This window comes from Arthrobacter sp. IK3 (genome assembly GCF_051337705.1).
Lineage (GTDB): Bacteria > Actinomycetota > Actinomycetes > Actinomycetales > Micrococcaceae > Arthrobacter_B > Arthrobacter_B koreensis.
Genome location: NZ_JBPPSW010000004.1, coordinates 261,000 through 280,247 on the forward strand (window position 1 = coordinate 261,000; position 19,248 = coordinate 280,247).

The window sequence follows — 19,248 nt, forward strand, 5'->3', positions numbered from 1 at the left end:
GGGTTACCTTCCCACAATGCCGGTGCGGTTGATGAGGGTGTCGAGCATTTCGTCAATGGCAGTCATGACCCGGGCCGCGCCCTGGTAGGCGTGCTGGTAGGCCAGTAGGTTGAGGTTCTCTTCATCCAGGTCCACGGAGGAGTTGGAGAGCTGCATATCGACGGCGGCCGAAGCAGCGACCCCGGCGAGCTCCGCCTGCTGCATCTCCACCCGGGTACTGGCACCAATGCCGCTGACGAAGTTCGCCCAAGCGGAGTCGGGGGAATCGGGACCGGTTCCCAGCTGGGCTATCCTGTCCGCTATCGAGCTGTCCAGGTTGCCCATGTTCGCCGCTCCGGTGGCGATACCGGAAGCGTTGGCCGGTACGACTTTGAGCGACAGCGCCGCAGGATCGGTGTCATGGCTGAAGAAGTTGCCCACCGCAGCCCCGGCCGTGTTGATGCCGCCGTTGTGCACATCGTTTACGGCGCTGGCCAGATCCTTGGCGAAGTTGTTGTAGCCCTCCGCCGCGGTGGCGAGGATACCGCCGTCGGCTGCCGGTGCCAGGACACTCAGCACGCCGGCGATTTCACCGCTGGCGGCCATGTTGCTGCCGGGTCGGTGCGCCCATTCAAGCCGGGGAGCTTCTCCGCCCATCTCGCTGCCGCCGGCAACCTTTACCGGACGGACGAGGTCCCCCGAAACGATTGCGTTGCCGTCGATCAGCACGTCCACCATGCCGTTGTCCGATTCGCGGACGGTTCCGCCCGCCAGCGCGGCGATGGTGGTGGTGAGGGCGTTGCGCTGGTCGATCAGTTCGTTGGCAGTACCGCCCGAGGCCAGGGTGGTGCGGATCTGCGCGTTCAGCGAGGCGATCTGGGAGGCAGCGCCGTTCAGCTCGGCTTCCATGTCCGTCAGCTGCTTGTGCGCACTGGCCCACTGTTCCTTCACGGAGTTATAGCCGGTGGCCAGCTGAGTGGCGATGATGTTGGCCTGCCCGATCAGCGCAGTGGCAGCCGCCTCATTGCCGGGCTTGTTGGCAACACCCTGCCAGGCTGCCCAGAACTCGGTGAGGGAGGCAGAAATACCGTTCTTGCCCGGTTCGTTGAGGCTGGTCTCAAGTCCGGCCAGGGCGTTGGCGCGTACGGCCGAGAAGCCCGACGCCGCTGCGGTGGCCCGTACCCGGGTGTCCAGCTGCATGCTGCCCAAGCGATCGATGCCGTCCACGGAGACGCCCTGGCCCACGCGGGCACCGGTGGCGAACTTGCCGGTGACTGCCGCCCCGCCCATGGCGGAGGTAGTGACCCGCTGGCGGGTATAGCCGGGGGTGTTGACGTTGGCGATGTTCTGGCCGACGACGTCGAGTCCCTTGCGGGCTGCGCTCAGACCGGTATACGCGGTGTTCAGGCCGCTGAAGGTGCTCATGGCGTGCTGGTTCCTTTGTTCACGGTCTTTAGAGTTGCTTGTCCACGATCCGGGCGCCGCTGCCGGTGCCGGCCGAAGTACCGTTGGACGTGTACGTCTTGCTTTCAGTGCCCAGGCCCGCGAGGGTTTCCTGGGCGGAGCGCGCGGCAGTCCGCAGGAACTGCTCGTTCGTGTCGCGCAGATCGCGGATTTTTACCGTCAGTTCCGTCATCGCCTGCAGATGGGCCGTGAAGATCTCAGTCCACGGTCCGGGAGGAGCGGCGGCAATGATCTGCCGAAGAGTTGCATCTTCGGCTATGCCCCACTCCTGCGCGAGCTCGGAAACGGCCACCGTCCTGGCCAGATTCGCTGCTCGCAGGCGTTCCAAAACCTGTTCGACTTCCCGGGTGGCGTGCTGCAGCCAGCGGGTTTTTCCGGAGGTAAGGAGTAGTTGTTCTTCTTCGAGCTTGAAGGTTAGGAGCTCCAGCAGCTCCCGTTCTTCCCAGAGTAATGCGGACAATTTCTGGGTTCCCATGCCTTGCTCACCTCCTGCGACGCACGCAAATGTCTCTGTCTCCGACGGATGTGTTGGCACATCCGGCAACGGGTTCACAGACACCCGCGCGTGCAGGCCCAGAAAACTTAATCCGTCAGAAACACCTATCGGCGCTTGTACTCCCAATGTTAGTGGTATGTTGCAGCTATTGCGCCAAAGTAAGGGACGTACTGGGAGACTCAGCTCCTGTCCAAGCGGTCAGCGTATTTTGTTGGGGAACAAGGACTTGGGGGTCCACTAGTTGAATCGCGAAGAACGCAACCTTTTGGTTGTGGAGAACTTACCTTTGGTTGGTTATCTGGTCTCAGAGGTGTGTGCAAAGGCCACGCATCTGTCCAGGGATGACCTTGCGTCAGTTGGGGCAATGGCCCTGATTACGTCCGCCGACTCCTTTAACGCGGAGCTGGGTGTGCCGTTCGGTGCCTATGCACGACGCCGGATTGTCGGCGCTTTCGCTGACGAAATGCGTTCGAATGACTGGGCCACCCGGACCGCCCGCAAGCGCATCAAGGAAACCCTCGCAGTCAAGGAAGCACTGACGGCTGCCTTGGGCCGCTGCCCGAAGGTGGACGAGATCGCTTCTGCCATGGGCGTTGACCGCGCTACGGCCGAGGATGCGCTTTCCGACGCCTCGCGCACCGTCTCCCACCTGGACGACGCCGCCGCGGATTCGCTGGTGAGTGCCCTGCCGTCACCTGAAGGTTCCGCGCTTTCGGCGGAGCGCATGCAGTATCTGCGTGCGGCTGTGGCGGCCCTGCCGGAAAAGATGCGGTACATCGTGGAGCAGGTCTACTTCCAGGACCGGTCAGTCAAGGATCTCGCCGCTGAGCTCGGAGCCACACACTCTGCCATTTCGCAGCAGCGGGCCGAAGCCGTTCGCCTGCTCCGTGACGGCCTGGGAACCCACTACTCGGATACTGACACTCCGGCGCCGATCGAGTCGCGGATATCGCCGGCCCGCCGGAACGCCTACCTCGCCTCGGTAGGGGAGTGGACCGCAGGTGGGCTGACGCGCCAGGATCCGCACCACGGACCCACCTTCCACGTCCCGGGACACGGGCTGAACGCCGCCGTGTCCTAGCTCTCAACATGGTTGAAAATTCTTTCCCGAATTCCTAACACCGCCGGAACGGGTGTCGATAGCTAGGGGTACAGGCCCACGGACGGGCCTCGTAGTAATCGCCCAATCACGGAGGAATTCATCATGGGTTTCACAATTGCAACTAACGTCTCTTCGCTCAACGCGATGCGCAACCTCAACCTGAACCAGACCAACCAGGCCAAGTCGGTGGAACGTCTCTCCAGCGGACTGCGCATCAACCGTGCTGCTGACGACGCAGCCGGCCTGGCCATCTCCGAAGGCCTGAAGAATCAGGTCTCCGGTTTGCAGGTTGCCGGCCGCAACGCCCAGGACGGCATCAGCCTCATCCAGACCGCTGAAGGCGCCCTGACCGAGGTCCACAACATCCTGAACCGTGTTCGCGACCTGTCTGTCCAGGCAGCCAATGACACGAACAACTCCGATTCCCGTGGAGCAATCCAGAAGGAAATCACTGCCCTCGGTGAGGAACTAGGCCGCATCGCCAGCAGCACCAACTTCAACGGCATTCAGCTGCTGGATAACACCCACGGCGCCCCGGCAACGCCTGCTGCGGGCTTTAACGCTTCTGTGAAGATCCAGGTGGGTGCTAACGGCGGCGCTGGCAACGAGGACGTCAACGAGATCACCATCCAGCTCGCTGACATCGCAACTGTTGCGGCTAATGTCCAGGCCATCAACATCATGGACGATGGTGCTGCGACTCCTGTTGCTAAGACCTCGGTAGAGAGCCAGGCGGCAGCTTCCGCTGCCATCGCGACCCTGGATACGGAAATCAAGAACGTCTCCACCGCCCGCGCCGATCTGGGTGCACAGCAGAATCGCCTCGAGTCCACTGCACGCTCGATCGCGGTCTCGGTCGAGAACCTCTCAGCTGCCAACTCCCGTATCCGTGACACGGACATGGCACAGGAGATGGGCAACTTCACCAAGTCGCAGATCCTCTCCCAGGCTGCTACGGCAATGCTGGCCCAGGCCAACCAGATGAACTCCGGCGTTATGCAGCTCCTGCAGTAATAGCGGAATCATCCGCGGCGCGGCATGACGCTGCACCGCAACCAGCAGTAACGGCTTGACCGGCAGGTGAATGGCCGCTGGCGGGAAAAGAATGACTTGGACCTCACACTTTTCCCGCCAGCCCATTCCCTGCCTGCGGTGTTTTATCCGGCTTGGGCCAGCGGCCTCATTCTCAGCAGAACCACACCGGCATATTCCCTCCGCAGCGGCGGTCAGATCTTGAGGGAAACGTACTAGGAGCAATCGCATGGCGCTAGGCATTGACGGACTGATCAGCGGAATTGAAACCTCTGCCATGATCAAGCAGCTCATGGACATTGAGGCACGTCCGCAGGTCCTGCTCAAGAACAGGGTCAGCAGCACACAGACCTTCATTACCGGCCTGCAGAACCTCAACACCAAGATCGCCTCGTTAGCTGAAAACGCTGCCAAGGTATCCAAGCCAGCGGGCACGGACCTGTTCAAAGCCAGCACCAACTCCGAAAAAGTCACGGCTACAACCACGGCGGGCGCTGCGGCCGGCTCCCTGGACATTTCCGTATCGCAGACGGCCACAGCTCAGGTTTCTCTCTCCGGCGCCATGGCAGCCTGGCCGTCCAACAGTGTCCTCGCGATCTCCGCCAACGGCACGGTCACCTCCTTCGACACCACGGACAAGTCCATGGATGAGGTCATCAGCGAAGTCAACAAGGCCAACCTCGGCGTTACCGGCGTGAAGATTGCCACCGGGAGCGTGGACGGCGTCCAGCAATACCGGGTTCAGTTCACCGCTGCCAAGACCGGGTCCGAAGGTGCCTTCACAGCCAGCCTCGGCGGCACGGACATGGACGTCCTGAAGCCGGCCCAGGACGCGAAGCTCACCCTGTGGGCAGGCACTCCGGCAGCCCAGGAGATCACTTCCTCCACCAATACCTTCAAGGCCCTGATGCCCGGGGTGGACATCACCCTGGCGGCGGACACCCCGGCGAACACCGCGCTGACCATAAGCGTTGCACGCGACGACGAGGCGATCTCCAAGGTCGCTTCGGACCTGGTGGCTGGCCTGGCCGATGTCTTTGCCTACATCAACCGCAACAGCGCAGTAACCGTCTCCACCTCTTCCGGCAACACAAAGGCCTCCGGCGGAGTCTTCACCGGCGACGCCGGTATCCGCGACATCAAGCGCCAGATCATGGAAGCGGCCACGTCACCCGTCGACGGACGCTCTCCATCGGAGATCGGCGTGGTGATCACCAAAGATGGAACGGTGGAGTTCGACGCGGAGAAATTCGCCGCAGCCATGGAGTCTGATCCGACCAAGACGCAGGAGACACTGCAGGCCATTGCCGGTCGTGTAGAAGCTGCCGGCAAGGTTGCTTCGGACAAGTATGACGGGCTGCTCACCCAGCGCATTACCGGCCAGGAATCGACGGTCCGTTCGCTCAACACCCAGATCGAAGACTGGGACCGCCGCCTGGCCAGCCGCGAATCAACCCTCAAACTGATCTGGGGCAACCTTGAAGTGAAACTGAGCCAGCTGCAGAGCCAGCAGGACTGGCTCACTGGCCAGCTTGCTGCGCTGAACACCTCCACCTCAGGAAAGAAGTGACCGTGAGCTACGGTCTGAAGGCCAAGCGCGCCGAATTCATCCGTGACGCGGTGATGTCTGCGTCACCGGTCCGTCTCCTGACCATGCTCTATGACCGCATGCTGCTGGACCTCAACCGCGCCGAAGCCGCCCAGCAGGCCGGGAACTGGAAGGCCGCCAGCGAACAGCTGGTGCATGCCCAAAGCATTGTGGCCGAGCTGAGCGGCACGCTGAAGGTCGATGAATGGGAGGGCGGCGAGAACCTCCAGGCCATCTACGGTTACGTTCTGAAGGCGATGGTGGAAGCCAACCTGCAGCACAGCGCCTCCATCACCCGCGAGTGCATCAACCTGTTAGAGCCGCTGCGCGACGCCTGGCATGAAGCTGCGGCCCAGCTGCCGGCCCAGGCCCCCACTGCAGGAACGTCCGGAACCGGCGGTACCCTCGGTGTCGGCTGAACCAGCGGGGGAGTACCTCACACCGCACCAGGAGAACCTTGAACGCTGGGATGAAGTCCTCACCCAGCTCGAGGACAACCTGGAAGCTTTCATGGACGGATCCACGGTCCTGGACCAGGCGCGCACCGTTGCCAGCGCCTGGCATCCGCCGCACGAACTGGGACCGTTGCCGGCAGAATTCGCCACGCGTGCCCGGCTGCTGTCGATGGCCCAGCAGCGCGCCTACACCCAGCTGCGGAACGAATCCAGGATGATCCGGCAGCAGGCGGAACTGATCCGCAGTGTCCCCACGGCATCCTCCGGCGGAGCGGTGTACCTCGACGTCGCCGGCTAGGCGAGCCACGTAGCCTACGCGCCCACGTAAGCCGCGAGGTGTTCCCCCGTGAGGGTTGACCGCCCCGCCACCAACTCGGATGGCGTGCCCTCAAAGACAATCCGCCCGCCGTCGTGCCCTGCGCCCGGACCCAGATCGATGATCCAGTCCGAGTGGGCCATCACCGCCTGGTGATGCTCAATTACGATCACCGACTTTCCGGAGTCCACCAGCCGGTCCAGGAGGCCCAGCAGCTGCTGCACATCAGCCAGGTGCAGCCCCGTGGTGGGTTCATCCAGGACGTAAATGTCCCCCTTCTCCGCCATCTGCGCCGCCAGCTTCAACCGTTGGCGTTCACCGCCGGAAAGCGTGGTCAGCGGCTGCCCGAGGGTCAGGTAGCCCAGTCCCACGTCACAGAGCCGCTCCAGGACCTTGTGCGCCGCGGACGTCTTCGCATCCCCGTCGGCAAAGAATTCGAGTGCTTCCGCTGCGGACATCGCCAGGACTTCGGCGATGTTCCGTCCGCCCAGGGTGTACTCCAGTACGGCAGCCTGGAAGCGCTTGCCGCCGCATTCCTCGCAGGTGGATTCCACGGTGGCCATGACTCCCAGGTCTGTGTAGATGACCCCCGCACCGTTGCAGACCGGACATGCGCCCTCCGAGTTCGAACTGAACAGCGCCGGCTTTACGCCATTCGCCTTGGCGAACGCCTTGCGGATGGGTTCAAGCAGGCCGGTGTACGTGGCCGGGTTGGACCGCCGGGACCCCTTGATCCCGCTCTGGTCGATGACGACGACGCCGTCCCGCTTCGCCACCGACCCGCGGATGAGGGAACTCTTACCCGAACCGGCCACCCCGGTCAGGGTGCAGAAGACCCCCAGGGGAATGTCGACGTCGACATCCTGCAGGTTATTGGCGGACGCGCCGCGCACCTCCAGCACGCCGGACGCCGTACGTACGGACTCCTTCAACTGGGCCCGGTCGTCCAGATGGCGGCCGGTGATGGTCCCGGACGCGCGCAGCCCTTCAACCGTGCCCTCGAAGCAGATTTCCCCGCCGCCGGTTCCGGCCCCGGGACCGAGGTCCACCACGTGATCCGCCACGGCGATCATCTCCGGTTTGTGTTCAACCACCAGCACCGTGTTGCCCTTGTCCCGCAGGGCTACCAGCAGCTGGTTCATCCGTTCGATGTCATGCGGATGGAGCCCAATACTCGGCTCGTCGAAGACGTAGGTGACGTCGGTCAGCGAGGAGCCGAGGTGGCGGATCATCTTGGTGCGCTGGGACTCCCCGCCGGACAGGGTTCCGGCCGGACGGTCGAGCGAGAGGTAGCCCAGGCCGATCTCCGTAAAGGAGTCCAGCAGGTGCTGCAGCCCGGCCAGCAGCGGCGCCACTGACGGTTCTTCCAGCTTCCGGACCCATTCCGCCAGGTCGCTGATCTGCATGGAGCACAGGTCCGCGATGTTCTTCCCCTCGATCTTCGAGGAGAGCGCCTCCTGCGCCAGCCGGGTTCCGCCGCACTCAGGGCAGGTGCTGAATGTGATGGCACGGTCCACGAAGGCGCGGATGTGCGGCTGCATGGCCTCGCGGTCCTTGGACAGCATTGACTTCTGGATCTTGGGTATCAGGCCTTCGAAGGTGACGTTGATGCCGTCCACCTTGAGTTTCGTGGGCTCCGAATACAGCAGGGCCTGGAGCTCCTTCTTCGTGAACTTCGCAATCGGCTTGTTCGGATCGAACAGTCCGGTGTTCGCAAAGATGCGTCCGTACCAGCCGTCCATGCTGTAGCCGGGAATGGTGAGGGCGCCCTCCAGGACGGACTTTGAATCATCGAAAAGCACGGCCAGGTCGAAGTCGCTGACGGACCCCATGCCCTCACAGCGCGGACACATCCCGCCCAGCCGGTTGAAGGTGGCCCTCTCGGCTTTGGTCTTGCCGCCCCGCTCAACGGTGATGGCGCCGGACGCTTTCACGGACGGGACGTTGAAGGAGTATGCGTTCGGAGAGCCGATGTGCGGATCGCCCAGCCGGCTGAAAAGAATGCGCAGCATGGCGTTGGCGTCGGTGGCAGTGCCCACGGTGGACCGAGGATTGGCGCCCATCCGCTCCTGGTCCACGATGATCGCCGTCGTCAGCCCTTCCAGGCGGTCGACGTCGGGGCGGGAGAGGCTCGGCATGAACCCCTGGACGAATGCGCTGTAGGTCTCATTGATCATGCGCTGGGAATCAGCGGCGATGGTGGCAAAGACCAGGGAGCTTTTCCCCGACCCCGACACACCGGTAAAGGCTGTCAGGCGGCGCTTGGGAATTTCCACGCTGATGTCTTTGAGGTTGTTCTCCCGTGCACCCATGACCCGGATCAGGCCGTGGCTGTCCGCAGGATGGACGGTGGGGGACTGGGGTGCCGGATCCGTAGCCGTGCTCATGATTTCTCCCTGGAGGGTTCCGCGGTCTGAAGTGCCACGTTACCCGTGAGGACGGACACTGTGCTTCTTTGTTCCTGATCGAATTACTACTTGGATGCCCGCGATGAATTACCTATAACAACGGCGAAAGTACTTACATACGCCGGCGACCCGCCGATAACCAACAGTGAGCATGGATAGCTCACGCAACAGGCCACGGATCGGCCGCTCTGTTCCCCATAAGAAGCGGGTTTTCTGTGTTCGACTCCGTGTCCTCGGTGGCGCTGCAAAGCGCGCTCAATGGCCTAGCCCTGCGCCAGCGCACCATTGCCAACAACATCGCCAACGTGAACACCCCCGGCTACCACGCGCAGCGGGTCAGCTTCGAAGACGCCCTCGCCAAGTCCGTGAAGGCCGGCAACAAGGACTTCACCGACTCCAGCACCGCCCGCTCCCTTGAACCCACCCGCCTGGACGGCTCCAACGTCAACCTGGACACCGAAACCCTGTCCAATATCGACACCGTCCTGCGCTTCCAGTTCGCTTCCCAGGCCGTAGGCGGAGAAGCGAACTCCCTCCGCACCGCCATGAGGACCCAGTAATGACATTCGACGCCATCGGCATTGCCGGTACTTCCCTGACCGTCCACCGCAAGTGGCTGGACGCTGTCTCGGACAACCTCGCGAACATGAACAACGCCTCGTCCACCGACGGCGCCGCCTTCCAGGCCCGGTACGTCGTGGCCACGGAAGGCGCTGCAAACACCGGCGTCTACGTCTCCGGCGTCGAATACGGGGACGCAGAGGGCCGCATGGTCCACGAACCGAACCATCCCCTCGCCGACGAAGACGGATACGTCCGCTACCCGGACATCGACATGGCCGAACAAATGAGCGCCCTGATCATGGCGCAGCGCGGCTACGAGGCGAATGCCGCCGTCGTGGACCGCGCCAAGGCCACCTATGAAGCCGCCCTCCAGATTGGACGCTCCTGATGCCCGTACCAGCCATCGCCGCCGTTGCCGGCACCCTGCCTACCGCTTACCTGGAGAACACTGCTCCGGTTTCCCCGGCCACGGACGGCTCGGGTTTCGCCACCCAGCTCGCCGGCGCCGTGGACAACGCGCAGCAGCTCTCCTCCGCGTCCAAGGAACTGGCCGTCCAGGCCGTGACCGGGGACCTTGATGACATCCACGCGGCGACCATCGCCTCTACGCGCGCTTCCGTGACCCTGGAACTGGTGGCTGCCGTGCGCAACAAGAGTGTTGACGCCTTCAACGAGATCATGCGGATGCAGGCGTAATGACACAGGTGAACGCGGCATTTGGCCGTTTGGGGAAAACCATTGGCCAGTTCACCCTGGCGCAGAAGACCCTTGCGCTGATTGGCATCGCCGTCCTGGCACTGGGCATCTTCGCCCTCGCCAGCTGGGCCGCGAAGCCCTCCTATTCGCCGCTGTTCTCCGGCCTCCAGCCCTCCGACGCCAACACCATCGTTGAGCAGCTGCAGGCCGACGGCGTTCCCTATGAGATCGCCAACGGCGGCGGAACCATCATGGTTCCTGAGCAGAACGTCTATGACCAGCGGCTCAAGGCCGCCGGCGCCGGGCTGCCCGCATCCTCCACGGGCGGCTACTCGCTGCTGGACAACATGGGTGTCACCTCTTCCGAGTTCCAGCAGTCCGTGACCTACAAGCGGGCGCTGGAAGGCGAACTCGCCAAGACCATCGGTGCGCTGAACGGCGTCAAGACCGCGTCCGTGCAGCTGGCGCTGCCGGAGCAGACTGTCTTCGTTTCGGAAAAGGTGGACCCCACGGCCTCCGTCTTCATCGACACGGAGAGCGGAGTGACCCTGAGCGGGGACCAGGTCCAGGCAATCGTGCACCTCACCTCCGCCGCGATCGACGGCATGAAGGCCACCAACGTAGCGGTTATCGACTCGGCAGGAACCGTGCTTTCCGCCGTCGGCGTGGGTGCCACCGGTTCCGCGGACAAACAGGCCACCGACTACGAGGAGCGCGTCTCGTCCTCCGTCCAGAGCATGCTGGACAAGGTTGTGGGTCCCGGCAACGCGACCGTTGCCGTCGCCGCGGACATGAGTTACGAATCCGCCAACCGGGTGGAGGAAACCTTCACCAACCCGGCCGGAAACCCCGCACTGAACGAAGCCACCACCACGGAGGAATACACCGGCGGCGGAGCCAACGGCAACACCGCAGCCGGCGTCCTGGGCCCTGACAACATCGCCGTCCCCAACGGCGGCGGCGACGACGGCGCGTACACCTCCGAATCCACCACCAAGAACAACGCGGTGAACAAGGTGACGGAAACCCGGGACATCCCGGCCGGTGCCCTAAACCGCCAGACGGTTTCAGTTGCGCTGAACTCCGCCACCGCCGCAGGCATGAACGTAGCGGACATCCGTGCCCTCGTCTCCAACGCAGCCGGCATCGACACCGCCCGCGGGGACCAGCTCACGGTCGAAATGGTGGCCTTCAACGCCACCGGTGCCGAGGCCGCGCAGGAAGCGCTGGCCGCCGCCGAAGCAGCCGAAGCCGCCGAACGCCGGGCCGAACTGGTCCGTATGGGGATCCTAGCCGCAGGCATCGTGCTGGCCGTGATCATTGCCCTGGTGGCCTACGCCATCCGGTCCCGCCGCCAGAACCGCGAAGCCGTGGACATTGGCGTCCTGCCGGAACTCGACCCGCTGGCACCGGCCACCGGACTGGCGATGATCGGCCAGGACCAAGGTCGGGCCGCGCTCGAGCCACCGGTGGACACCGCGTCCCTGCGGATCGTCGCGAACGCTGCCGGTTCCGAGCGCAAGCTGGAGGAACTGGACCACCTGGCCCTGCAGGATCCGGTCCGCACGGCGGACTATCTGCGCAACTTCATGGATGAGGGGCAGCGGGTATGAGCGAACAGAGTTCCGGAACAGCGGTGGCCACGATGACCGCTCCCGAGACCGAAGTGCAGGAGGCACCCACCGCCGCAGTCCCCGCGGTCCGCCCGCCCGTGTCCGCGCCGGTGCTGCCGAAACTGACCGGCATGCAGAAGGCTGCCGTCATCCTGATGCAGCTTGAAACCTCGCGCGCAGCAACCGTGCTGCAGCAGTTCACCGAAGCCGAGGCACAGGAACTGGCCGCGGAGATCGTGAACCTCCGCCGCGTGGACGTCAACGTCGTGGAAGCCGTCATCAACGAGTTCTACGACATGACGGTGGACGGACGACGCCGCGCCCACGGCGGACGCGACGTCGCCATGGGCCTGCTGGAAGCCTCGTTTGGCACTGAACGCGCATCCGGGGTGATGGACCGCCTGGCGTCCTCGATGGCCGGCAAGTCCTTCGAATTCCTCGAACGTGCCGAACCGCCCCAGGTGGTGAGCCTGCTGGAGAACGAACTGCCGCAAACCATCGCCCTGGTCCTGGCGCACATGCGCCCGCAGCGGGCCTCAGCCGTCATCAGCGGGTTCCCGGACCAGCTGCGCACGGACATCGCCCAGTGCATCGCCAACATGTCCCGGGCAACTCCCGAGGCAATCCGCATTGTTGCGGAGACGCTCAAGGCCCGTGCAACTGCCGTCGGCGCAGCCCGTGAAGCCGCGGACCAGATTGGCGGCATCCAGCCGCTGGTGGACATCATCAACCGTGCCGACGCCGCCACCGAGCGCGCCATCCTCGAGGCCCTGGACGCCCGGGACCCGGACCTGGCAGAAGAAGTCCGGTCGCGGATGCTCACCTTCGCCGACCTCACCAAGCTCGAACGCCGGGACGTGCAGCTGGTGCTGCGCGGCATCGACGTCGCTGTCCTGGCCCTGGCCATGAAGGGTGCCAGCGAAATCGTGCTGGAAACAGTGCGGACCAACGTCTCCGAGCGCAACCGCGAAATCCTCGACGACGAGATTGCAGCATCGGGCCCCGCCCGCCTGTCCCAGGTGGAAGAGGCCCGTGCCACGATCGTGCGGGCGATCCGCGACCTGGAAGCCCAGGGCGCCATCACCATCCACCACGCGGACGAGGAAGAGTATGTCTACTGAGTCCCAGGAACGCACTTTCTCCCGCGTGGCCTACCCCGCACTGGGGGGCTACGACGCGGAGCGTGCCGCGGAACGCGGGCGGGCACAGGGCCATGCGGCCGGCTACGCGGCCGGTCTGCATGCCGCTGCGGCCGAGACAGCGCGCCTGCGGCAGGAACTCAAGACCCGGTTCGACGCCGAAACCGCTGCCCTGCGTGCCCGCGCCGACCACGCTCTGGCACTGCTGAACGCCGCGGAGCAAAGCGTGGCACAGCAGACCGTGCCGGTCATCGCCGAAGTGCAGGATGCGCTGGCGGCAGCTGCCCTGGAACTTGCAGAGGCTCTGCTTGGCCGGGAGCTCGCCAACGGCGAGACCTCCTCCCGTGCGGCGCTCGACCGTGCCCTGTCCGGCGTCGACGTGCGGCTGGTCCAGCAGGTGCGGATGCATCCTGAAGACCTCGCTGTCCTGGGCGACGACGTACTGAACCAGGCCGGAGTGGTGTTCGTGGCCGATTCCGCGTTGAAGCGCGGAGATGCCGTCACCGAGTTCCCCGACGGTTTCCTGGACGCAACGCTTTCCACGGCCCTGTCCCGGGCCAGGACGGCGCTGCTCGGAGATACGGCATGACGCTCACGGTCAATCCGCAGGCCGCGGAACAAACCGAGGCTGTTCCGCAGCCGTCCCGCCGGGAACGCCGCCGGGCCCCGGTATCACAGCCGGTCCTCTGGCGCCCCCGCGGCGAGGCCTTTGGACACGCGCTGGCCGCGGCCCGCCCGCAGCGGGTCGGCAAAGTCTCCACCGTCGTCGGGCTCAGCGTTGAGGTCACCGGGCTGGACTGCGCCGTGGGTGACCTGATCAGCCTGGGCGCCCCGGGCGCAGAGATTGACGCCGAAGTGGTGGCGGCGACCCGCGACGGCGTGCGCTGCATGCCCTTCGGCCGCCTGGCCGGACTCACCGCCGGCAGCCCCGCGAGGTCAAAGGGCATGCCGATCCGCGTCCCCACCGGAAACGGCCTGTTCGGCCGGGTCCTGGACGGCCTCGGCCGCCCGATCGACGGAAAGGGCCCGCTGCAGGTTGAGCAGTTCGTTCCGCTGGACCATGACACGCCCCCGGCGATGCAGCGGTCCCGCATCACGGAGCCGCTGCAGCTTGGCGTCCGGGTCCTGGACACCCTGACCACCGTGGGCAAGGGCCAGCGCATGGGCTTGTTCGCCGGCTCCGGCGTGGGCAAGTCTTCCCTGCTTTCAATGATTGCCCGCGGCACGGACGCCGAGGTCTCCGTGATTGCGCTGGTGGGGGAGCGTGGCCGTGAAGTCCGTGAGTTCCTCGAGGATGACCTCGGTGAGGAGGGGCTGGCCCGCTCCATCGTCGTCGTCTCCACCTCCGATGAGCCCGCCCTGATGCGCCTGCGCGCAGCATTCGTTGCCACCCGCATCGCCGAGTCCTTCCGCGACCGGGGCGCGGACGTCATGCTCATGATGGACTCGCTGACCCGCGTGGCGATGGCCCAGCGCGAAATCGGCTTGTCCGTCGGTGAGCCGCCGGCGACCCGCGGCTACCCGCCGTCGACCTTCTCCCTCCTCGCCCAGCTGCTGGAACGAGCCGGGACGGACAAGAGCGGTTCGGTCACCGGCATGTACACCGTGCTGGTGGACGGAGATGACCACAACGAGCCGATCGCGGACTCGGCCCGATCCATCCTGGACGGTCACGTGGTGCTGGACCGCAAGCTTGCCGTGTCCGGGCACTTCCCCTCGGTGGATGCCCTCGGCTCAATCTCCCGCGTGGCGTCCCGGGTAAACCCGAAGGACCGCAGCCAGGCCGCCTCCGGCCTGCGCCGGGTGCTGGCTGCCCGCCGTTCCGCGCAGGACCTGATCGACGTCGGTGCCTACCAGCGCGGAACCAACCCGCTGGTCGACGCCGCGGTGGACCACGAGGACACGATCAACGCGTTCCTGCAGCAGCGCATGGACGAGCAGACTCCGGCAGACAGCGCCTGGGACCAGCTGCAGCGGCTCACCATGAATCTGGGGGTTTAGGTATGGGACGGGACTTTCCGCTCGCGGGACTGCTGAGGCTGCGCCGCCTGCAGCAGGACAGCGCTGCCGGTACGCTGGCTGCCGCCAACGCGGACCTTCGCCGCGCTGCCGAAGCCAGGATCGAGGCCTACGGTTCCCTGGCCGCGACGCCGCTCGAGGCAGCCGACGCTGCGACGCTGAACGCCATCGCCGCGGCACGCGCCTCATCCCGGAGCATGCTCGCGGACCTGCTGGCCTCGGAGCAGCTCAAGGATGCGGCAGTGAACACGGCCCAGGCCGAGTTCCAGACAGCCCGCGCACGTTCAGTTGGGCTGGAGAAGCTGGAGGCCAAGCATTCCGACGCCGTTGCGGTGGAGGACCTGCGCACCGAACAGAACGTCCTGGATGAACTGGCCGGAACAGCCTGGCACCGTCGGCAGAAAGAAGCCTCATCATGAGCATGACCGACGCGATTGGCCGCACCCAGGAAATCCGCTCCACTATTGACGCCCTGTCCGGCACGCCGGCCGCCAAAGTTTCAACTGCGGCCAGCAGCACCACCGGTACTCCTGTCGCCGACTCCGGCGGAGCCGGCTTCGCAGCGACCCTGTCCGCGCTGACCGGCACCACGTCCAGCCTGTCCGACGGCGCAACGAACGAAGCGCTGATGGGATCGGTCGAAAAGTACCTGGGCCTTCCCTACATCTGGGGCGGAAACGACCCGGCTGTTGGACTGGACTGCTCCTCCTTCGTGCAGAACGTGTTCAAGGACCTCGGGTACACCCTTCCCCGGGTCACCTGGGACCAGATGAACGCCGGAACCAAGGTGGACTCCATGGCGCAGGCCCAGCCGGGCGACCTGCTCTTCACGCACGACGGCGGGCACGTCTCCATTTACCTGGGCAACGGCAAAGTGGTGGACGCCCCGCAGCCGGGCCAGACCATCCAGATCCGCGACGCCTGGGAAACTGACGCCAACATCACCACGATCCGGCGGATCCTGCCGGCCGAAAGCACCGCCTCCGGCACCGGCTCACCGGCCGCCGCTGCGGCCATCACTGACATGGTTGCTTCGGCGCGTGCCATGCAGGCTTCCCTGATGGGAGCGGGCGCATGAGCGTACCCGCAGCGTTCCTGACCGCACGGCCCGCTGCGGCCTCCTCCGGCAGCGCAACCTCCGCGAGCACTGACGGCGGGGCCGGGTTCGGCACGGCACTCGAGGCCGCAGCCGATGCACTGCCCGGTCTTCAGGGCCAGTCCGGCAACGCAGACGGCGGCACGGGGAACGGCTCCGGTACCTCCAATGAGGCTGGTAACACTGCGGGCGGCGCCGCTGCTGCCGCCGGTCTTCCTTACGCGGCTGCTCCCGTGCTGGACGGGTCCGTCCTTCCCGCCGTCCCTGAACTGCACTTGTCGCCGCTACCCGGGCCAGGCGCCGTTCCTGCGGAAGCTGAAGGCGTGGCCGGGGGGCCGGCGGGGCCTGAGGCATTCCCGGGCCACCTGCCCGGCGCTGGCGGGGCGCTTAGCACCGCAACCGAAGGCGCGCCGGGAGCTGCGGCAGCGGCTACGGTTCCGGCGGTCGCAGCCGCATCCGCAGCAGCTGCTGCCGCGGTAACGGTTCAGGCCAACGTAGGCATTGCCGAGACCCCGGTCCCGGCCGCCGCTCCGGAGGAGGGGCCAGGCCCGGCTCCCACACCGGCGGCTCCCGGCCAGCCCACGGCGACCGTTCCGGCGACCGTTCCCGCGACCGCTCCCGCAACCGCGGTTCCGGCGGCAGCACCGGTGCCCGCTTCCCCCGCGGCGGGTGCCGTACGCACAGACCAGGCTCCGCCGTCGGCTCCGGCTGCGGTCCCCGCTGCGGGAAGCGCGGCCGGGAACCCGCCTGCACCGGCAGCAACGGAGACCGATGGGAACGCCGCCGTCGAGCCGGGTAAGGCAGGCCCGGCACCTGCGCAGCCGGCCGCGCCGGTGATGGCCGTTCCCGCCGTCGCCGTTCCCGCTGTGTCCGCAACGGCTCCGGTCCAGGCACCCGCCCCGGCCCAGCCGGCCCCCCTGCTCACCCAGGTCACCCAGCCCCTGTTCAGCCTCAGCACCGCGTCCACCGGGGAGCACGTGATGACGCTGAGCGTGACGCCGGAGAACCTCGGCCCGGTCACGGTCCGCGCCCACGTCAGCCCGGACGGCATCCGGGTGGAGCTCTTTGCCCCGAATGACGCGGGACGCGAAGCGCTCCGGAGTATCCTGACGGACCTCCGCCGCGACCTTTCCGGCGCGGGAATGAACACGTCGCTGTCCCTTTCGGCGCAGGACCAGCCGGGTTCGGAAACAGGCAGGCGCGGCGAAGCTGCGGACTCCGGTACCGGACGCCACGGGACAGAACCCGACGCGTCACCCCTGCCGGTCCAGCAGATCTTCCGGTCCGTGGAACACGGCCCGTACACAACCCTCGACATCCTGGCCTGAGAAGGAGAACCACCCATGCCGGTAGAAGCAGTAGCACCAACCAGCGGGGCCACCGCCACGCAGCCCGTGCGCGCACCCAAACAGGTCATGGACAGCGAACTGTTCCTGACCCTGCTGGTCACCCAGCTGCGCAACCAGGACCCCAGCTCGCCCATGGACACCAATGAGATGATCGGCCAGACCACCCAGCTGGCCACCATGGAACAGCTCACCAACATGGCCACCATGAGCGAGGAGAACTTCTCCCTGCAGATGCGCATGGCCGCGGCAGGCCTCATTGGCCAGACAGTCAGCTACACCAATGAAGCCGGAGAATCCGTAACCGGGACGGCCAAATCGGTTTCATATCTTTACGGGGTGCCGACAGTGAGCGTTGACGGTGTGGACGTCCTCCTGGACGCGATCTCCGGAGTAGTGGCTGCAGGTGTCCCGGCGCCCGCCCCCGGCGAAGGCGCCGGATCAGGCAACCCGGGTACGACGGCGTAGCCCGGGCGCTGCCGAGCCTGCACTCCCGGCCAATCAGGTTTTACAAGCTTCCAGACCCATCAGCTGAAAGGCGTATCCAATGCTCCGCTCCCTGTACTCCGGAATTTCCGGACTCCGTTCCCACCAGACCATGCTGGATGTCACCGGCAACAACATCGCCAACGTCAACACCACCGGCTACAAGGCGACCGCCGTGCAGTTCCAGGACACCCTGTCCCAGCTGACCCAGGGCGCCACCGCTCCCGGCGCAAACAACGGCGGTGGAAACCCGGCCCAGGTTGGCCTGGGTGTGCTGGTCTCCGGTATCACCACCAACTTCACCCAGGGCTCCGCGCAGTCCACCGGCCGTGCCACGGACATGATGATTTCCGGTGACGGCTACTTCGTGACGAAGCAGGGCACCCAGACCACCTACACCCGCGCAGGTGCCTTCGACCTCGACGCGGAGGGCCGCCTGGTCACCACGGACGGCAAGATTGTCCAGGGCTGGACCGGCGTCAACGGTGTCATCAACACCGGCGGCGCCGTGGGCAACGTGCAGCTGCCCGACGGCGCCATCGCGCCGGCCGTCGCCACCTCGCAGGCTACCGTGGGCGGCAACCTGCCGTCGGAGACGCTGCCTGCGGACCCGGCCGCAACGCCGCCCAGGGCCGCAGGAACGTTCGTCCGTGACATGGACGTCTACGACGCCAATGGCAACGCAACCGTTGTCCCGCTTACCTTCACCCGCACAGCGGACGCTTCGGGTGTAGCCAACGGCTGGAGTGTTTCCGCTCCCGGTGCGGCTACGGTGCAGCTGACGTTCACCGACGGCAGGCAGGATACGGGCAACCCCGGTGCACTGACCGTTACCACCGCTGCGGGGAGCACCGTCAGCGTGGATCTCACCGCCCTGACCAGCTACGCCGGGGTCAGCACCGCGTCCGTGACCGGGCAGAACGGCCGCGCCGCCGGAACCCTGGAATCCTTCTCCATCTCCAAGGACGGCACCATCATCGGTTCCTTCACCAACGGAGCCAAGCAGTCCCTGGCCCGCATCGCCGTCGCCACCTTCACCAACCCCGCAGGCCTGGAAAAGGCCGGCAACTCCGGTTACACCGCCACCGTGAACTCCGGCAACCCCGTCCTGGGCGGCCCGGGCGATCCGGGTATGGGCAACGCAATCGCCGGTTCGCTGGAAATGTCCAACGTTGACCTGTCCCAGGAATTCACCAACCTGATCGTCGCCCAGCGCGGCTTCCAGGCGAACGCCCGCATCATCACCACCTCGGACGAAGTGCTCCAGGAACTGACGAACCTCAAGCGCTAGTCCGTCCGCCTGGACACTCCGGCAGGACGCTTCGGCAGGCCCCCGCACCGTGGTGCGGGGGCCTGCCGCATTCGCGCCGCGGGGGCGCCGGAGGCGACCGCCCGGTGCCCCGAACCCGGCTTCCTTACCGATACCGCCCGTCTGCCGAAAGTAAGGGT

General features: G+C 65.7%; 20 protein-coding genes. 17 read left to right on the forward strand and 3 right to left on the reverse strand.

The genetic code is table 11. The annotated features are described in order from the left end of the window. Positions 1-3 precede the first annotated feature (3 nt). Entirely contained in the window at positions 4-1,404 is a 1,401-nt protein-coding gene (gene flgK, locus ACSLGO_RS07575; RefSeq protein WP_436400794.1) for a flagellar hook-associated protein FlgK, read from the reverse strand. Positions 1,405-1,432: 28 nt separating this feature from the next. Next, positions 1,433-1,918, reverse strand: coding sequence for a flagellar protein FlgN (locus ACSLGO_RS07580; RefSeq protein WP_263128217.1), 486 nt, complete (start codon positions 1,916-1,918; stop codon positions 1,433-1,435). A 262-nt stretch (positions 1,919-2,180) separates the two neighbouring features. Between ACSLGO_RS07580 and ACSLGO_RS07585 the strand changes: the two genes are divergently transcribed. The 5 genes from ACSLGO_RS07585 to ACSLGO_RS07605 all read left to right on the forward strand — a co-directional run bounded on the left by ACSLGO_RS07585 (position 2,181) and on the right by ACSLGO_RS07605 (position 6,414). Further along, positions 2,181-3,020 carry a sigma-70 family RNA polymerase sigma factor gene (locus ACSLGO_RS07585; protein ID WP_411800953.1) on the forward strand — a complete coding sequence of 280 codons (840 nt, stop codon included), beginning with the start codon at positions 2,181-2,183 and terminating at the stop codon, positions 3,018-3,020. A gap of 123 nt (positions 3,021-3,143) precedes the next feature. Beyond that, entirely contained in the window at positions 3,144-4,055 is a 912-nt protein-coding gene (locus tag ACSLGO_RS07590; protein WP_436400796.1) for a flagellin, read from the forward strand. Positions 4,056-4,302: 247 nt separating this feature from the next. Next, positions 4,303-5,643 (forward strand): flagellar filament capping protein FliD, encoded by a 1,341-nt coding sequence (gene fliD / locus ACSLGO_RS07595; protein WP_436400798.1) that lies wholly within the window; start codon positions 4,303-4,305, stop codon positions 5,641-5,643. Next, positions 5,640-6,080, forward strand: coding sequence for a flagellar export chaperone FliS (fliS, locus tag ACSLGO_RS07600; RefSeq protein WP_436400799.1), 441 nt, complete (start codon positions 5,640-5,642; stop codon positions 6,078-6,080). The genes fliD and fliS overlap by 4 nt, the downstream gene beginning before the upstream one ends. After that, the gene (locus ACSLGO_RS07605; protein WP_091608099.1) at positions 6,070-6,414 is read left to right on the forward strand and encodes a hypothetical protein; all 345 of its coding nucleotides are present in this window, start codon (positions 6,070-6,072) and stop codon (positions 6,412-6,414) included. Before fliS ends, ACSLGO_RS07605 begins: the two co-directional genes overlap by 11 nt. A 14-nt stretch (positions 6,415-6,428) precedes the next feature. Here the strand turns inward: ACSLGO_RS07605 and ACSLGO_RS07610 are convergent, their stop codons facing one another. Further along, positions 6,429-8,819 (reverse strand): ATP-binding cassette domain-containing protein, encoded by a 2,391-nt coding sequence (locus tag ACSLGO_RS07610; RefSeq protein ID WP_436400802.1) that lies wholly within the window; start codon positions 8,817-8,819, stop codon positions 6,429-6,431. Positions 8,820-9,055: 236 nt separating this feature from the next. On the opposite strand from ACSLGO_RS07610, the gene flgB reads away from it, so the two are divergent. The 12 genes from flgB (at position 9,056) to ACSLGO_RS07670 (ending at position 19,090) form a co-directional block, all read left to right on the forward strand. Further along, positions 9,056-9,400, forward strand: a complete 345-nt coding sequence (gene flgB, locus ACSLGO_RS07615; RefSeq protein WP_263128223.1) for a flagellar basal body rod protein FlgB — start codon at positions 9,056-9,058, stop codon at positions 9,398-9,400. Then, positions 9,400-9,792: a flagellar basal body rod protein FlgC gene (locus tag ACSLGO_RS07620; protein WP_091608093.1), complete on the forward strand. Its 393-nt coding sequence runs from the start codon at positions 9,400-9,402 to the stop codon at positions 9,790-9,792. Before flgB ends, ACSLGO_RS07620 begins: the two co-directional genes overlap by 1 nt. Further along, entirely contained in the window at positions 9,792-10,100 is a 309-nt protein-coding gene (fliE, locus tag ACSLGO_RS07625; RefSeq protein ID WP_091608091.1) for a flagellar hook-basal body complex protein FliE, read from the forward strand. The genes ACSLGO_RS07620 and fliE overlap by 1 nt, the downstream gene beginning before the upstream one ends. Continuing rightward, the gene (fliF, locus tag ACSLGO_RS07630; protein WP_419243333.1) at positions 10,100-11,713 is read left to right on the forward strand and encodes a flagellar basal-body MS-ring/collar protein FliF; all 1,614 of its coding nucleotides are present in this window, start codon (positions 10,100-10,102) and stop codon (positions 11,711-11,713) included. The genes fliE and fliF overlap by 1 nt, the downstream gene beginning before the upstream one ends. Then, positions 11,710-12,834 carry a flagellar motor switch protein FliG gene (gene fliG / locus ACSLGO_RS07635; protein WP_386887924.1) on the forward strand — a complete coding sequence of 375 codons (1,125 nt, stop codon included), beginning with the start codon at positions 11,710-11,712 and terminating at the stop codon, positions 12,832-12,834. The genes fliF and fliG overlap by 4 nt, the downstream gene beginning before the upstream one ends. Beyond that, positions 12,824-13,441 carry a FliH/SctL family protein gene (locus ACSLGO_RS07640; RefSeq protein ID WP_436400804.1) on the forward strand — a complete coding sequence of 206 codons (618 nt, stop codon included), beginning with the start codon at positions 12,824-12,826 and terminating at the stop codon, positions 13,439-13,441. The genes fliG and ACSLGO_RS07640 overlap by 11 nt, the downstream gene beginning before the upstream one ends. Then, entirely contained in the window at positions 13,438-14,853 is a 1,416-nt protein-coding gene (locus tag ACSLGO_RS07645) for a FliI/YscN family ATPase (protein WP_325786655.1), read from the forward strand. Before ACSLGO_RS07640 ends, ACSLGO_RS07645 begins: the two co-directional genes overlap by 4 nt. 2 nt (positions 14,854-14,855) lie before the next feature. Then, entirely contained in the window at positions 14,856-15,290 is a 435-nt protein-coding gene (locus ACSLGO_RS07650) for a flagellar FliJ family protein (protein WP_436400806.1), read from the forward strand. Continuing rightward, the gene (locus tag ACSLGO_RS07655; RefSeq protein ID WP_436400808.1) at positions 15,287-15,949 is read left to right on the forward strand and encodes a C40 family peptidase; all 663 of its coding nucleotides are present in this window, start codon (positions 15,287-15,289) and stop codon (positions 15,947-15,949) included. Before ACSLGO_RS07650 ends, ACSLGO_RS07655 begins: the two co-directional genes overlap by 4 nt. Further along, the gene (locus tag ACSLGO_RS07660) at positions 15,946-17,295 is read left to right on the forward strand and encodes a flagellar hook-length control protein FliK (protein ID WP_436400810.1); all 1,350 of its coding nucleotides are present in this window, start codon (positions 15,946-15,948) and stop codon (positions 17,293-17,295) included. The genes ACSLGO_RS07655 and ACSLGO_RS07660 overlap by 4 nt, the downstream gene beginning before the upstream one ends. 15 nt (positions 17,296-17,310) lie before the next feature. Further along, the gene (locus ACSLGO_RS07665) at positions 17,311-17,781 is read left to right on the forward strand and encodes a flagellar hook assembly protein FlgD (protein WP_419243338.1); all 471 of its coding nucleotides are present in this window, start codon (positions 17,311-17,313) and stop codon (positions 17,779-17,781) included. 79 nt (positions 17,782-17,860) lie between these two features. Beyond that, entirely contained in the window at positions 17,861-19,090 is a 1,230-nt protein-coding gene (locus ACSLGO_RS07670) for a flagellar hook protein FlgE (RefSeq protein WP_325786652.1), read from the forward strand. The last annotated feature ends 158 nt before the right edge of the window (positions 19,091-19,248 follow it).

Bases quoted from the DNA above. Each gene is read 5' to 3' on its own strand.
- ACSLGO_RS07590 (WP_436400796.1), top strand. From the start codon at position 3,144: ATGGGTTTCACAATTGCAACTAACGTCTCTTCGCTCAACGCGATGCGC.
- ACSLGO_RS07665 (WP_419243338.1), top strand. From the start codon at position 17,311: ATGCCGGTAGAAGCAGTAGCACCAACCAGCGGGGCCACCGCCACGCAG.
- ACSLGO_RS07580 (WP_263128217.1), bottom strand. From the start codon at position 1,918: ATGGGAACCCAGAAATTGTCCGCATTACTCTGGGAAGAACGGGAGCTG.
- fliD (WP_436400798.1), top strand. From the start codon at position 4,303: ATGGCGCTAGGCATTGACGGACTGATCAGCGGAATTGAAACCTCTGCC.
- ACSLGO_RS07660 (WP_436400810.1), top strand. From the start codon at position 15,946: ATGAGCGTACCCGCAGCGTTCCTGACCGCACGGCCCGCTGCGGCCTCC.
- ACSLGO_RS07610 (WP_436400802.1), bottom strand. From the start codon at position 8,819: ATGAGCACGGCTACGGATCCGGCACCCCAGTCCCCCACCGTCCATCCT.
- ACSLGO_RS07650 (WP_436400806.1), top strand. From the start codon at position 14,856: ATGGGACGGGACTTTCCGCTCGCGGGACTGCTGAGGCTGCGCCGCCTG.
- ACSLGO_RS07640 (WP_436400804.1), top strand. From the start codon at position 12,824: ATGTCTACTGAGTCCCAGGAACGCACTTTCTCCCGCGTGGCCTACCCC.
- ACSLGO_RS07670 (WP_325786652.1), top strand. From the start codon at position 17,861: ATGCTCCGCTCCCTGTACTCCGGAATTTCCGGACTCCGTTCCCACCAG.
- ACSLGO_RS07620 (WP_091608093.1), top strand. From the start codon at position 9,400: ATGACATTCGACGCCATCGGCATTGCCGGTACTTCCCTGACCGTCCAC.
- fliG (WP_386887924.1), top strand. From the start codon at position 11,710: ATGAGCGAACAGAGTTCCGGAACAGCGGTGGCCACGATGACCGCTCCC.
- fliE (WP_091608091.1), top strand. From the start codon at position 9,792: ATGCCCGTACCAGCCATCGCCGCCGTTGCCGGCACCCTGCCTACCGCT.
- ACSLGO_RS07655 (WP_436400808.1), top strand. From the start codon at position 15,287: ATGAGCATGACCGACGCGATTGGCCGCACCCAGGAAATCCGCTCCACT.
- ACSLGO_RS07645 (WP_325786655.1), top strand. From the start codon at position 13,438: ATGACGCTCACGGTCAATCCGCAGGCCGCGGAACAAACCGAGGCTGTT.
- flgK (WP_436400794.1), bottom strand. From the start codon at position 1,404: ATGAGCACCTTCAGCGGCCTGAACACCGCGTATACCGGTCTGAGCGCA.
- fliF (WP_419243333.1), top strand. From the start codon at position 10,100: ATGACACAGGTGAACGCGGCATTTGGCCGTTTGGGGAAAACCATTGGC.